The following is a 12,239-nucleotide window of genomic DNA, read 5'->3' on the forward strand; positions in this document are numbered from 1 at the left end:
AGCCGTCTTCAGAAGGCCCTGCGGGCGTGAGGTTTCGGCATTCAATGGCGGTGACGGCGCGACGCCTGCCGCGGTGGCAGAGTCAATGTGATTTGTCGGACGAGTTGCTGGAAACATGTCAGGGACGCGATGGCGGGCAGGGCGGCTCCGGCGATACCGGTCAGGGTCCGGTCGGCCTGGGCTACGCACAGCATGATGGCGACGGAGGAAAACAGTAGAACGATGCCCCATGAGTGCATAGCTCGGCGCCGGTGCAAGGCAGTTCGGAGGATGGAGAGAGACGCCACCATCCAGGGGCCGTACACGAGGAGAGGCCACTGATGGATCACCCCGCTCTCCGTGCCGGACGAGATGTTCTGCAGAGGTTCGTATGCCACCATGCCTCCGCACACGCTGACCATTGCTGTAATGACGGCAATGAGTGCGGCAATGACGAAGCTGCCGGTCTGCAACCACTTGAGTCGGAGTTTCCTGGCCCGCATCTTGCGATGCCCGCTGGAAGAGCGTCGGATGGGCGGAAGCTGAGCGGTGATCTTCTCCAGGTTCTCCACCGGGTCGGTGAAGTTGACGCTGGACGGAGACTCGTTGCGAGGCGGCGGCACCATGCCCACCTGCTCCGCCGAGACGGCCTCCTGCAAGAGATACGTAAGTTCCTCGACCGGGTCCCAGCCCGAGTCGGGGGGTGCCAAGGGAACTCCTGAGTGAATGGCATCGACAGGACTACCGTGCCAGTCGGCACCCGACCCGTACGGGGATCCGTCAGAATTCCACTCACGCCGCGCAAAGGCGGGATCCATATAGTCGTGATTCATGGAAATCTGCCCCCGTCAAGCACGGTCCGCGTGGCAGCGGGACTCTTCTTGGTCGTTCCACCGCCGATTGAATTCCTCCTGGGTCGCCTCCAGCAGCGCGAGGAACTCGCGGAGCAGAGGCTCGGTGACCTGGAGCTCGACCCACGCGTCACCCCCGTGCAAGGCGCCACGCGACGTAAGCGGCGAGTGTGTCAGACCGGGAATGTAAGTGTATTTCCGCACTGCCACATCGCGGGCCACAGGCAGTTCATCCTCCCCTGTGTCGCGGTGAGGCAGGTCATGGGACCTTGCATTCGTCATATCCCGCTAACGCCGCCCCCGCTCCTCCGGATGCGCGGCAAATGAGTGACCCTGGCGCAGGGGAGACGTCGAGGAGAGTGTTCCTCAGTCGATCTCGCACGCGCCTCGCCCTGCACGTCATGAGTCGAGTGGGTTCTCGCAAGCTCGAGCCGGGAGCAGGCCGACCGGATCACCGACGTCCTCCTCGTACGATGAGCCCACGTTGAAGTCGTACGGCTCAGCCCTTACGCCGAACGGGACCAGCTTGGTCACCCGTCCACGCCCACCCGGTGACGTCAGCCTTCGGCCTTCGCCACACCGATCGGACAGGAGACACCCGTCCCGCCGATCCCGCAGTAACCGGCCGGGTTCTTGTCGAGGTACTGCTGGTGATACGCCTCCGCCGGATAGAAGGGGCGGCCCTCGGCGGGGAGGAGTTCCGTGGTGATCGTGCCGTGGCCCGAGTACGTCAGGACCTTCTGGTAGGCGGCGCGGGAGGCCTCGGCCGTTTCGGCCTGGGCGGGGGAGTGGGTGTAGATCGCGGAGCGGTACTGGGTTCCGACGTCGTTGCCCTGGCGGAAGCCCTGCGTAGGGTCGTGGGACTCCCAGAAGGTCTTCAGCAGCCGCTCGTACGAGATCACCTTCGGGTCGTGGACCACGCGGACCGCCTCCGTGTGGCCGGTCAGGCCCGAGCAGGCCTCCTCGTACGTGGGGTGCTCGGTGTGGCCGCCCTGGTAGCCGACCAGGGTCGTCCAGACGCCCGCCGGGAGCTGCCAGAACTTGCGCTCGGCGCCCCAGAAGCAGCCCATGCCGAAGTCGGCGACCTCCAGCCCCTCCGGGTAGGGGCCCAGCAGCGGGTTGCCGAGGACGGTGTGGCGGTCGGGGACCGTGAAGGCCGGCTCCGGGCGCCCGCGCAGAGCCTGCTCGGGGGTCGGGAGCTTGGGCGTACGGCTGTGCAGGAACATGCGGTCTCCAATCGAGGGTCCGCACGCGTCAACGTGCCCGGCCCCCGGTGAATTCCGGCCGCCGCGCTCAGTGCGGCAGGGTCGCCGGGTTGCCGCCGTTCGCCTCGTAGCCCGCCACCGCCAGCGCCCGGTACACCGCGAACTCGGCGGCCGGATCACCGGACAGCGTCCACGGCAGGGCGCCGACATGACCGTCGACGTGTATCAGCTGGTTCATGGCCTCGGACCAGCGTTCGGCGCGGACCAGGAAGAAGAGCAGCAGGTGACGGACGTGCGCCAGCATCGGGTCGTCCGCACGGGCCGCGTGCACCGCGAACAGCGCGCCGTGCATCGCCTTCGTCACGACCTCGCTCTGGTAGAAGCTGCTGACCAGGTTCACCTCGGGGAGGTGCTCGAAGACCGCGAACAGCGGCATGGCGGCCAGGAGCGAGCCCTGCGGGGCCCGGGCCGCCGCGGCCTCCGCGAAGGAGTACGCCAGCTCGCGCGAGCCGTGCCACTTCTCGCACCAGTAGTGCAGGGCCGCGAGGTGCGCTCCCATGTGCGCCGGGGCGCGGTCCAGGATCTTCAGCCACAGCTGCTCGAACTCCGGCTGTGTGTACGCCAGCCCGCGGGCCACCGACAGTTCGACGATGTACGGGACCGGGTCGCCGGGGGCGAGCAGCGCCGCCTGTCCGCAGGCGTCCAGGGCCTCTTCCATGATGATCCGGAACTCGTCCGTCCCGGGCGTCGACGTCCGCCACGCCTGCTGCACCAGGAACTCCGCGTGCACCGCCGCGCCGCCCGCGTCCTTCGGCGCCTCGGCCCGCCACACCCGCAACCACTGCCCGCCCGGCGTCTCGCTGACCCCGCCGGGACGCTGCTGGAGCTCCAGCGACGCCGCTCCCGCGAAGGCCTGCACGCGCTGCCAGCGCAGCTCGCCATCCGTCTCGGTGCCGGCCAGCAGCTGCTGCGCCGCCCGGTAGTCCTGTGTGCGCTGCACCAGGTCCAGGACGTCCAGCAGGTCGTGGTCGGGGCCGGGCATGCGGATGTCCAGCTCCTCCTCGCGCACGAATCCGTAGGTCGCCGGATCCGCGGCGTCCGGGTGTCCCGGTGCGACCTGCTCGATCCGGCCACGCCTGCGCAGCAGGAACGGGCTCAGCACGAAGCCCAGCATGACCAGCGCCATCAGGACCCAGAGAATCTCCATGGCTCAAGCGAACCAGACAGCGCCGACAATTGGCCAACCCGTTCGACAGCCGGTGGAAAACCTTCGGTCGGATGTCCCTCCCGGACCCGCCCCGCCCACCGAAAAATCCCGCAGTACGACCGCCTGTGCCCCGCCGTCCGTCACCGGCCCCGTGAGCGCACTACGCTCGGGCTCATGAGCGACAGGCACATCAGTCAGCACTTCGAGACCCTCGCGATCCATGCGGGCAACACCGCCGATCCCCTCACCGGCGCCGTCGTCCCGCCGATCTACCAGGTCTCGACCTACAAGCAGGACGGCGTGGGCGGTCTGCGCGGCGGCTACGAGTACAGCCGCAGCGCCAACCCGACCCGGACCGCCCTCGAAGAGAACCTCGCCGCCCTGGAGGGCGGTCGCCGGGGCCTCGCGTTCGCGTCCGGACTGGCGGCCGAGGACTGCCTGTTGCGTACGCTGCTGAGCCCCGGTGACCACGTGGTCATCCCGAACGACGCGTACGGCGGTACGTTCCGTCTCTTCGCGAAGGTCGTCTCCCGGTGGGGGGTGGAATGGTCGGTCGCCGACACCAGCGATCCCGCCGCCGTGCGGGCCGCCATCACCCCGAAGACCAAGGTCGTGTGGGTGGAGACCCCCTCCAACCCGCTGCTCGGCATCACCGACATCGCCGCCGTCGCGCAGATCGCCCGTGACGCGGGCGCCCGGCTCGTCGTCGACAACACCTTCGCCACGCCGTACCTCCAGCAGCCGCTGGCGCTCGGCGCGGACGTCGTGGTGCACTCCCTGACCAAGTACATGGGCGGTCACTCGGACGTCGTCGGCGGCGCGCTGATCGTCAACGACCGGGAGCTGGGCGAGGAGCTCGCGTACCACCAGAACGCCATGGGCGCGGTCGCCGGGCCGTTCGACTCCTGGCTGGTGCTGCGTGGCACCAAGACGCTGTCGGTGCGTATGGACCGGCACAGCGAGAACGCCACGAAGGTCGCCGACATGCTCACCCGGCACGCGCGCGTGACGCGCGTCCTGTACCCGGGTCTGCCGGAGCACCCCGGCCACGAGATCGCCGCCAAGCAGATGCGGGCGTTCGGCGGCATGGTCTCCTTCCAGGTCGAGGGCGGCGAGGAGGCGGCGGTCGAGGTCTGCAACCGCGCCAAGGTGTTCACGCTCGGTGAGTCCCTGGGCGGTGTCGAGTCGCTGATCGAGCACCCCGGGCGCATGACGCACGCCTCCGCGGCCGGCTCGGCGCTCGAGGTGCCCGCCGATCTCGTACGCCTCTCCGTGGGCATCGAGAACGTCGAGGACCTTCTGGAGGACCTCCAGCAGGCCCTGGGCTAGTTCCCGGAGCCCAACGGCGTCAGAGCACCACGGCGCCAGGATCCCCGGATGCCCAGGGCTCCGGCTCCCCAGGAGCCGGAGCCCCGGGGCGGGGAGTTCACCAGCCTGTCAGGGGTGGAGTCGTGACCGACGGCGGCTCCACCCACGGCCGGACCGTGATCGCCCAGATCGTGAACGCCAGGACCGCGGTCCACAGCAGCAGCCACGCCAGGCGGCGTGCGAGGGTCCTGCGGCGCAGCATGCGGCCGCCGAGGCGTGCGGCGTCCGCGCAGAGGTCGGGCGGCACCTGGGGCGTCGTCCGCTGCATGATCTGCCGTGCCGCCGCCTCCCGCTCGGGCCGGTTCATCCGTGCCTCCCCCGGTTCGGCCGCCGAGTGCGCCGGCCCGTCACGACGCCGCCACCTTCGCTTCCGTCAGCGCCGGGGCGGGGTCCCGGGGCGGGTGCAGGAGTGTGGCGGTCGCCCGGTCGCAGATCGCGTGGACGCGTTCGACGGGCAGGCCGAGCAGGGCCGCCGCCTGTTCCTCCGCCACCCCCTCGTACAACCGCAGGACGAGGATCAGCCGCTCCTGCGGGGTGAGGACGGCCAGGACGCTCACGGGACGGCGGCGGGCGCGGCGGCCGATACCGAGATTGCCGTACCGGTGCCACGCTTCATGGGCGAAGCGGGTGGCCAGATACTGGCGGGCGCGATCGTAGGGGTCCTCGCCGCGCAGCCGGTCCCAGCACGCGTACGTCTGGGCCAGGGCCAGTGTCAGCAGGCGCCGCGCGCGTGGGTTGTCGTCCGGCGGCTCCGCCGTGAACAGCGTGGCGGTGTGCAGCAGCCGCCCGCCCGCGCCGGCGACGAACGCCTCGAACTCCCTGGCACGGCGGGCGCCTTGGGACGCATGCCGTTCTCGCACCGCGCCTCCCGCCTGACAGCCACCCTGGGGAAACGGCCCCTGCTGTGTGAGACGGGGACCCGGTCTCATATGAGGCCAGGGGCGCCCTTTCGGTCAAGAGCCGCGCACGGCCGGAAACCGCGGCCGCGCCCCGGGACACGGCCGGGTGCCTCCGGCTCAGGAAGCCGGCTGCGGCTCCGCGCCCGGGCCTCCGGGGGGCGACATCCGGGCGGACAGCGCGCTGTTGAAGCGCGTGAGGAGCGTGAGGAACGCCTCGCGCTCCTCCGGGGCCCAGTCGTGTGTCAGTTCGGCCATCAACTGACGCCTCGACGAACGCACTTCCTCCAGCCGCGACAGCCCGCGCGGGGACAGCTGGAGCACCACCGCGCGTCCGTCCTCCGGGTGCGAGGTGCGCTTGACCAGGCCGGTGTCGACCAGCGGCGCCACCTGACGGGTGACGGTCGAGGAGTCGATGCCCATGCTCGCGGCGAGCGCCTTGACGCCCATCGGGCCCTCCTTGTCGAGCCGGTTGAGCAGGAGGTACGCGGCGCGGTCCATGGAGTTGCGCACCTGTCCGACGCCGCCGAGCCGGGTCTGTTCGGCGCGGCGCGCGAACACCGCCACCTCGTGCTGGAGGGTGTCGAGAAGACCGGTGTCACCGACGGTCGTCATGTCCATCGACATTTCAGGTGTTGTGGGCATGGCCGGGGGCTCACTTCATGAAGGGTGCTGGATGTGGGGGACAGGGTACGCGGCTGGGGGGCGGGCCGTACCGGCGCTGAGGAAACCAGTCTCGGTGGTTGGTCACAGCGGCGCCGCCCGCGTGTGAACTGCGAGACTCGAGTCATGAACTACCGCAAGGCCGACCCCTTGCCGCCGGTCACGCTGGACGACGTACGCGGAGCCCAGAAGATGCTCACGGGCGTGGCCCGGGTGACCGCCATGGAGGGCAACAGGTACCTGTCGCGGCTGGTGGGCGCCCCGGTGCACTTCAAGTGCGAGAACCTCCAGCGGACCGGGTCGTTCAAGCTGCGCGGGGCGTACGTGCGTATCGCCGGGCTGCTGCCCGAGGAGCGGGCCGCCGGGGTCGTCGCCGCCAGCGCCGGCAATCACGCGCAGGGCGTCGCCCTCGCGTCGTCGCTGCTCGGCGTGCGTTCCACGGTGTTCATGCCCAAGGGCGCCCCGCTGCCGAAGATCAGCGCGACCCAGCACTACGGCGCCGAGGTGCGCCTGTACGGGCAGGTGGTCGACGAGACGCTGGCCGCCGCGCAGGAGTACGCGGCCGAGACGGGCGCGGTGTTCATCCACCCCTTCGACCACCCGGACATCATCGCGGGCCAGGGCACGGTGGGCCTGGAGATCCTGGACCAGTGCCCGGAGGTGGGCACCATCGTGGTCGGGATCGGCGGCGGCGGTCTGGCGGCCGGTGTCGCGGTCGCGGTGAAGGCGGTGCGGCCGGACGTGCGGATCGTCGGTGTGCAGGCGGAGGGCGCGGCGGCGTACCCGCCCTCGCTGGCGGCCGGTCACCCGGTGTCGATCGAGAACCCCGCGACGATGGCGGACGGCATCAAGGTGGGGCGGCCCGGTGACGTGCCGTTCGAGATCATCGAGGAGTTGGTGGACGAGGTCCGCACGGTCGGCGAGGACGCGCTGTCCACCGCGCTGCTGCTGTGTCTGGAGCGGGCCAAGCTGGTCGTCGAGCCGGCCGGGGCGAGCCCGGTCGCGGCGCTGCTGAGCGAGCCGGCGGCGTTCGAGGGTCCGGTGGTGGCGCTGCTGTCCGGCGGCAACGTCGACCCGTTGCTGCTTCAGCGCGTGCTGCGGCACGGAATGACCGCTCAGGGCCGCTACCTGGCGGTTCGAGTGCGCCTGACGGACCGGCCGGGGGCCCTCGCGGCGCTCCTGGGGGTGTTGTCAGTGGTCGACGCTAATGTCCTCGACGTGAGCCACGTCCGGACCGATCCACGGCTCGGGTTCACGGAGGCGGAGGTCGAACTGCACCTGGAGACGAAGGGCGCGGAGCACTGCGCCGAGGTCGGCCAGGCCCTGCGTACGGCGGGGTACACCGTCATCGGCTGAGGGCACGGCTCTCCCGCTCACCTGGTGCGCAGCCGATGCTCACTCGATCGAGTCACGGTCGGTGAAAACCCATTGAGAGACGCGATACATCGCGTTATGGTGTGTCGCATGCCGGTGGCGGTCGCTGCCGCCCATGGACCGCCGCACGCGTGAGCCGCTGTCACGCGTGGGTTCGTCCGTCGACCGTCCGGACACCCCTGTCCCCCATCAAACGAACCCCAAGGGCGCGACTCAACCCGCGAACCCTGACCTTTCGAAGAATTCCCGACGACGTGGAGACTCATATGCCAGGCGCCATCTATGCCGAAGGTCTGGTCAAGACCTTCGGTGACGTAAAGGCTCTGGACGGCGTCGACCTCGATGTTCCCGAGGGCACGGTCCTGGGTCTGCTCGGGCCCAACGGCGCCGGCAAGACGACGACCGTGCGCTGTCTGACGACCCTCCTGCGCCCCGACCGCGGTCGCGCGGTCGTCGCCGGACTCGACGTGCTCAAGCAACCGAACGAGGTGCGGCGCTCCATCGGCCTGTCCGGCCAGTTCGCCGCGGTCGATGAATACCTCACCGGCCGCGAGAACCTCCAGATGGTGGGGCAGCTCTACCAGATGAAGGCGAAGGCCGCCAAGGCCCGGGCCGTGGAGCTGCTCGAACAGTTCGACCTCACGGAGGCCGCCGACCGCACCGCGAAGACCTACTCCGGAGGCATGCGCCGCCGGCTCGACCTGGCGGCGGCGCTCGTCGTCTCCCCGCCCGTGATGTTCATGGACGAGCCGACGACAGGCCTCGACCCCCGTAACCGCCTCCTGCTCTGGGAGGTCATCAAGCGCCTCGTCTCCGGCGGTACGACACTGCTGCTGACCACCCAGTACCTGGAGGAGGCCGACCACCTCGCGCACGACATCGCGGTCGTCGACCACGGCCGCGTCATCGCCCGCGGCACCTCCGACCAGCTCAAGGCCCGCACCGGCGGCGAGCGGGTCGAGGTCGTCGTGCACGAACGCGAGCACATAGCGACGGCCGCGGAGGTGCTGCGCGGCTTCGGCAAGGGCGAGACCACCGTCGAGGACCACATCCGCAAGCTCACCGTGCCCGTCACCGGAGGCGCGAAGCTCCTCGCCGAGGTCATCCGCGAGCTCGACAGCCGCGGCATCGAGATCGACGACATCGGCCTGCGCCGCCCCACCCTCGACGACGTGTTCCTCTCCCTCACGGGACACGTGGCCGAGGTGAAGGCCGAGGAGAGCGACGAGACACAGAGCGACGACGCGCAGACCAAGGACCGCAAGCCCAAGAAGGAGACCACCCAGTGAGCGCCGTCACCGACGCCGTGCCGATCGCGGCGCCCTCGAACCCCGTCGTCCAGTCCGTCCGGGACTCGTTGGTCGTCGCCAAGCGCAACCTGATCCGCATGTCCCGGATCCCCGAGATGATCATCTTCGGGCTCTTCCAGCCGATCATGTTCGTCGTGATGTTCTCGTACGTCTTCGGCGGCTCGATGACCATCGGCGGCAGCACGGACCCCTCCGTCTACCGCGAGTTCCTGATGGCCGGCATCTTCGCGCAGACCGTCACCTTCGCCACCGCCGGCGCGGGCGCGGGCATCGCGGACGACATGCACAAGGGTCTGATCGACCGCTTCCGCTCCCTGCCCATGGCGCGTGGCGCCGTGCTCACCGGACGCACGCTCGCCGACCTGGTGCAGACGGCCCTCACCGTCTCCGTGCTCGCCGTCGTCGCGCTGCTGGTCGGCTGGCGCACCCACACCAGCATCGGCGAGGTGCTCGGCGCCTTCGCCCTGCTGCTCCTGCTCGGATACGCGTTCACCTGGGTCGGCGCCCTGATCGGCCTCTCCGTGCGGACCCCCGAGGCGGCGACCTCGGGCGGGCTGATCTGGCTCTTCCCGGTCACGTTCGTCTCGAACGCGTTCGCCGACTCCAGCCGGATGACGCCGTGGCTGCGGCACATCGCCGACTGGAACCCCTTCAGCGCCACCGTGCAGGCGTGCCGTGTGCTCTTCGGCAATCCCGGGGTCTCCGCCTCGGACGCCTGGCCCATGGTCCACCCGGTCTGGGCCTCGCTGATCTACTCGGTCCTGATCATCGTCGTCTTCAGGACCCTCGCGGTGCGCAAGTACCGCTCGGCGGCCGCATGACAGAGCCCCCGGCGTCCAGGTGGCGCCGGGGGCCCGTCGAGGCGTAGAGGGAGGTCAGCCGCTGTACGGCTCGGCCTTCAGGATCCGCACCGAGGTCTTCTTGCCGTTGGGCAGCTCGTAGTCCGCGTCCTCGCCGACCTTGTGGCCGATCACGCCGGAACCCAGCGGGGACTGCGGCGAGTAGGTCTCGACGTCGGTGCTCGCGTACTCGCGCGAGGCGAGCAGGAAGGTCATCGTGTCGTCCTCGTCACCGTCGAAGGCGATCGTCACGACCATGCCGGGCGCGACCGTACCGTCGGTCGAGGCCGGGGCCTCGCCGACCTTCGCGTTCTCCAGGAGCTGGGTCAGCTGGCGCACACGGAGCTCCTGCTTGCCCTGCTCCTCCTTGGCCGCGTGGTACCCGCCGTTCTCACGCAGGTCGCCCTCCTCGCGCGCGGCCGCGATCTTGGCGGCGATCTCCGTGCGCGCAGGACCAGTAAGGTACTCAAGCTCGTCCTTGAGCTTGTTGTACGCCTCCTGGGTCAGCCAGGTGACGTTCTCGCTGGTCTGGGTCACAGGGTGCTCCTCGTCGGTACAGGGAATACAAAGCATCGCCCTCCCCACAAGAATGGTCCCTCACGGATGGGCGAAACCACGAGCCTAACAATTCAGCGGCCGTAGGGGGAGGACATAAGCCATCAGAATCACGTCAACCCAGGTCAGCGGCTACGCATTGCGGGGGATGCCCGTATCGTCAGCGGGTATCGGCCTTTGTCAGTCCGGGTGAATCCGTGACAGCTCGTGTCAGCCGGCAGGCACCCGAGCCATTCAGCCGGTGTGGCACCCGAGCAGTTCGGCCGTCGTACCGCGGGACGTCGTACGGAGCGTGACGACCTTGTCGATGCGGGTGTCGGACCCGGAGAAGCGGAAGTCCGCCCGGCCCACCTCGGAACCGTTCGCGGCCTGTGAGCGCACCGTGCAGTAGCCGTCGGCGCCGGAGTCCTTGTGGACCTCCAGATGGATCTTCACGGCGTTGTCCGAGGCGTCGAAGGTGATCACCTGGGCGCTGATCTCGTTCTGGGCGACGTAGTGCCAGGCGAAGAAGCCCAGCAGGGCGAGCAGGGCGGCGCCGAGCACGGCACCGGCGACCTTGAGTGTGCGGTCGGCGCGTTCGTCCGAGGAGCGGCCGTAACGGCCCTCGGGCAGTCGCGTGCTCGCCGTGCTCATGATCGTCCTCTCGCCATGTCACTCGGCGGTGTCGGATGAAGCTCCGAAAGTGGGCTCCGGAGCGGGACCCCGGAATTATTCGCCCCCCGATTCGGTCACTATAGAAGCCGCCCATCGCACCCGATCACACCGGGCGCCGACTTACTGAGGATTGTGTCTTGACTGATCAGCTGCGACTGATGGCCGTGCACGCGCACCCCGACGACGAGTCGAGCAAGGGCGCGGCCACCATGGCGAAGTACGTGTCCGAGGGGGTGGACGTGCTGGTCGTGACCTGCACGGGCGGGGAACGCGGCTCCATCCTCAACCCGAAGCTCCAGGGCGACAAGTACATCGAGGAGCACATCCACGAGGTACGCAAGAAGGAGATGGACGAGGCCCGCGAGATCCTCGGCGTCAAGCAGGAGTGGCTCGGCTTCGTCGACTCAGGCCTCCCCGAGGGCGACCCGCTGCCGCCGCTGCCCGAGGGCTGCTTCGCCCTGGAGGACGTCGACAAGGCGGCCGGTGAGCTGGTCAAGCAGATCCGCTCGTTCCGTCCCCAGGTGATCACCACCTACGACGAGAACGGCGGCTACCCGCACCCCGACCACATCATGACCCACAAGATCTCGATGGTGGCGTTCGAGGGCGCGGCGGACCCCGAGAAGTACCCGGAGAGCGAGTACGGACCGGCCTACCGGCCGCTCAAGCTCTACTACAACCAGGGCTTCAACCGCCCCCGCACCGAGGCGCTGCACGAGGCGCTGCTGGACCGCGGCCTGGAGTCGCCCTACGGGGACTGGCTCAAGCGCTGGAGCGAGTTCGAGCGCACCGAGCGCACGCTCACCACGCATGTCCCGTGCGCCGACTTCTTCGAGATCCGCGACAAGGCGCTGATCGCGCACGCCACCCAGATCGACCCCGACGGCGGCTGGTTCCGGGTGCCGATGGAGCTCCAGAAGGAGGTCTGGCCGACGGAGGAGTACGAGCTCGCGAAGTCCCTCGTGGACACCTCCCTCCCCGAGGACGACCTCTTTGCGGGCATCCGCGACAATGCCTGACATGAGCGCAAGCGTGAGTCTGGCAATGACGCACCTCGTCCCCCTCGCCAAGGAGGTCGACGAGAACAAGGTCACCCCCGGCGTCCTCGGCTTCATCGTCTTCGCGGCGATGGCCGTGGCGGTGTGGGGGCTGATGAGGTCCATGAGCAAGCACATGGGCAAGGTCGACTTCAAGGAGTCCCCTGACTCCGGGGCGGAATCCGGGGAGGGCCGGGCGAAGCCGTCCGGCCGGGTCAAGCCGCAGCAGGGCTGACCAGGCCGGTCGGCCGGGACGGCAGGACCCGGCAGGGATCGGGGGGAGTCACTCCCGCAACGGTGG

The 12,239-nt window shown here is 69.4% G+C and carries 14 protein-coding genes; 6 read left to right on the plus strand and 8 right to left on the minus strand.

Annotated elements, in window-relative coordinates; genetic code table 11:
- Positions 1-41 precede the first annotated feature (41 nt).
- From ACFV0T_RS11870 to ACFV0T_RS11880, 3 genes are all read right to left on the minus strand, one after another.
- Positions 42-689, minus strand: a complete 648-nt coding sequence (locus ACFV0T_RS11870; RefSeq protein ID WP_385777150.1) for a DUF2637 domain-containing protein — start codon at positions 687-689, stop codon at positions 42-44.
- Between the two features lie 698 nt (positions 690-1,387).
- Positions 1,388-2,056: a peptide-methionine (S)-S-oxide reductase MsrA gene (gene msrA, locus ACFV0T_RS11875; RefSeq protein WP_385777152.1), complete on the minus strand. Its 669-nt coding sequence runs from the start codon at positions 2,054-2,056 to the stop codon at positions 1,388-1,390.
- A gap of 67 nt (positions 2,057-2,123) precedes the next feature.
- Positions 2,124-3,242 (minus strand): hypothetical protein, encoded by a 1,119-nt coding sequence (locus ACFV0T_RS11880; RefSeq protein ID WP_385777154.1) that lies wholly within the window; start codon positions 3,240-3,242, stop codon positions 2,124-2,126.
- 174 nt (positions 3,243-3,416) lie between these two features.
- On the opposite strand from ACFV0T_RS11880, the gene ACFV0T_RS11885 reads away from it, so the two are divergent.
- Positions 3,417-4,571, plus strand: coding sequence for a cystathionine gamma-synthase (locus ACFV0T_RS11885; protein ID WP_385777156.1), 1,155 nt, complete (start codon positions 3,417-3,419; stop codon positions 4,569-4,571).
- Between the two features lie 97 nt (positions 4,572-4,668).
- Here the strand turns inward: ACFV0T_RS11885 and ACFV0T_RS11890 are convergent, their stop codons facing one another.
- The 3 genes from ACFV0T_RS11890 to ACFV0T_RS11900 all read right to left on the minus strand — a co-directional run bounded on the left by ACFV0T_RS11890 (position 4,669) and on the right by ACFV0T_RS11900 (position 6,151).
- Positions 4,669-4,917: a hypothetical protein gene (locus ACFV0T_RS11890; RefSeq protein WP_385777158.1), complete on the minus strand. Its 249-nt coding sequence runs from the start codon at positions 4,915-4,917 to the stop codon at positions 4,669-4,671.
- A 40-nt stretch (positions 4,918-4,957) separates the two neighbouring features.
- Positions 4,958-5,470 (minus strand): sigma factor-like helix-turn-helix DNA-binding protein, encoded by a 513-nt coding sequence (locus ACFV0T_RS11895; protein WP_385777160.1) that lies wholly within the window; start codon positions 5,468-5,470, stop codon positions 4,958-4,960.
- 156 nt (positions 5,471-5,626) lie between these two features.
- Positions 5,627-6,151 carry a MarR family winged helix-turn-helix transcriptional regulator gene (locus ACFV0T_RS11900; RefSeq protein WP_385777162.1) on the minus strand — a complete coding sequence of 175 codons (525 nt, stop codon included), beginning with the start codon at positions 6,149-6,151 and terminating at the stop codon, positions 5,627-5,629.
- A gap of 144 nt (positions 6,152-6,295) precedes the next feature.
- Between ACFV0T_RS11900 and ilvA the strand changes: the two genes are divergently transcribed.
- From ilvA to ACFV0T_RS11915, 3 genes are all read left to right on the plus strand, one after another.
- A complete protein-coding gene (gene ilvA / locus ACFV0T_RS11905) occupies positions 6,296-7,525 on the plus strand; it encodes a threonine ammonia-lyase (RefSeq protein WP_385777164.1) in 1,230 nt (409 codons plus the stop codon).
- A gap of 284 nt (positions 7,526-7,809) precedes the next feature.
- Positions 7,810-8,832, plus strand: a complete 1,023-nt coding sequence (locus tag ACFV0T_RS11910; protein WP_385777166.1) for an ATP-binding cassette domain-containing protein — start codon at positions 7,810-7,812, stop codon at positions 8,830-8,832.
- Positions 8,829-9,674, plus strand: a complete 846-nt coding sequence (locus ACFV0T_RS11915) for an ABC transporter permease (protein WP_385777168.1) — start codon at positions 8,829-8,831, stop codon at positions 9,672-9,674. The genes ACFV0T_RS11910 and ACFV0T_RS11915 overlap by 4 nt, the downstream gene beginning before the upstream one ends.
- Positions 9,675-9,728: 54 nt before the next feature.
- On the opposite strand, the gene greA is transcribed toward ACFV0T_RS11915, so the two are convergent.
- Positions 9,729-10,229 carry a transcription elongation factor GreA gene (gene greA / locus ACFV0T_RS11920; RefSeq protein ID WP_385777171.1) on the minus strand — a complete coding sequence of 167 codons (501 nt, stop codon included), beginning with the start codon at positions 10,227-10,229 and terminating at the stop codon, positions 9,729-9,731.
- A gap of 252 nt (positions 10,230-10,481) precedes the next feature.
- Complete coding sequence (locus ACFV0T_RS11925) at positions 10,482-10,880, minus strand: DUF4307 domain-containing protein (protein ID WP_385777173.1); 399 nt, start codon at positions 10,878-10,880, stop codon at positions 10,482-10,484.
- Positions 10,881-11,038: 158 nt separating this feature from the next.
- Here ACFV0T_RS11925 and mca point away from each other — a divergent pair, with 158 nt between their 5' ends.
- Positions 11,039-11,920, plus strand: a complete 882-nt coding sequence (mca, locus tag ACFV0T_RS11930; RefSeq protein WP_385777175.1) for a mycothiol conjugate amidase Mca — start codon at positions 11,039-11,041, stop codon at positions 11,918-11,920.
- The gene (locus ACFV0T_RS11935) at positions 11,913-12,173 is read left to right on the plus strand and encodes a hypothetical protein (protein ID WP_385777178.1); all 261 of its coding nucleotides are present in this window, start codon (positions 11,913-11,915) and stop codon (positions 12,171-12,173) included. Before mca ends, ACFV0T_RS11935 begins: the two co-directional genes overlap by 8 nt.
- Positions 12,174-12,239: the final 66 nt, after the last annotated feature.

Origin of the sequence: Streptomyces sp. NPDC059582 (assembly GCF_042735715.1) — a bacterium.
Classification (GTDB): domain Bacteria; phylum Actinomycetota; class Actinomycetes; order Streptomycetales; family Streptomycetaceae; genus Streptomyces.

What these genes read in the sequence shown, in the direction of transcription:
- msrA (WP_385777152.1), bottom strand. Translation starts at nt 2,056, where the DNA reads ATGTTCCTGCACAGCCGTACGCCCAAGCTCCCGACCCCCGAGCAGGCT.
- ACFV0T_RS11880 (WP_385777154.1), bottom strand. Translation starts at nt 3,242, where the DNA reads ATGGAGATTCTCTGGGTCCTGATGGCGCTGGTCATGCTGGGCTTCGTG.
- ACFV0T_RS11885 (WP_385777156.1), top strand. Translation starts at nt 3,417, where the DNA reads ATGAGCGACAGGCACATCAGTCAGCACTTCGAGACCCTCGCGATCCAT.
- ACFV0T_RS11890 (WP_385777158.1), bottom strand. Translation starts at nt 4,917, where the DNA reads ATGAACCGGCCCGAGCGGGAGGCGGCGGCACGGCAGATCATGCAGCGG.
- ACFV0T_RS11900 (WP_385777162.1), bottom strand. Translation starts at nt 6,151, where the DNA reads ATGCCCACAACACCTGAAATGTCGATGGACATGACGACCGTCGGTGAC.
- ilvA (WP_385777164.1), top strand. Translation starts at nt 6,296, where the DNA reads ATGAACTACCGCAAGGCCGACCCCTTGCCGCCGGTCACGCTGGACGAC.
- ACFV0T_RS11910 (WP_385777166.1), top strand. Translation starts at nt 7,810, where the DNA reads ATGCCAGGCGCCATCTATGCCGAAGGTCTGGTCAAGACCTTCGGTGAC.
- ACFV0T_RS11925 (WP_385777173.1), bottom strand. Translation starts at nt 10,880, where the DNA reads ATGAGCACGGCGAGCACGCGACTGCCCGAGGGCCGTTACGGCCGCTCC.
- ACFV0T_RS11935 (WP_385777178.1), top strand. Translation starts at nt 11,913, where the DNA reads ATGCCTGACATGAGCGCAAGCGTGAGTCTGGCAATGACGCACCTCGTC.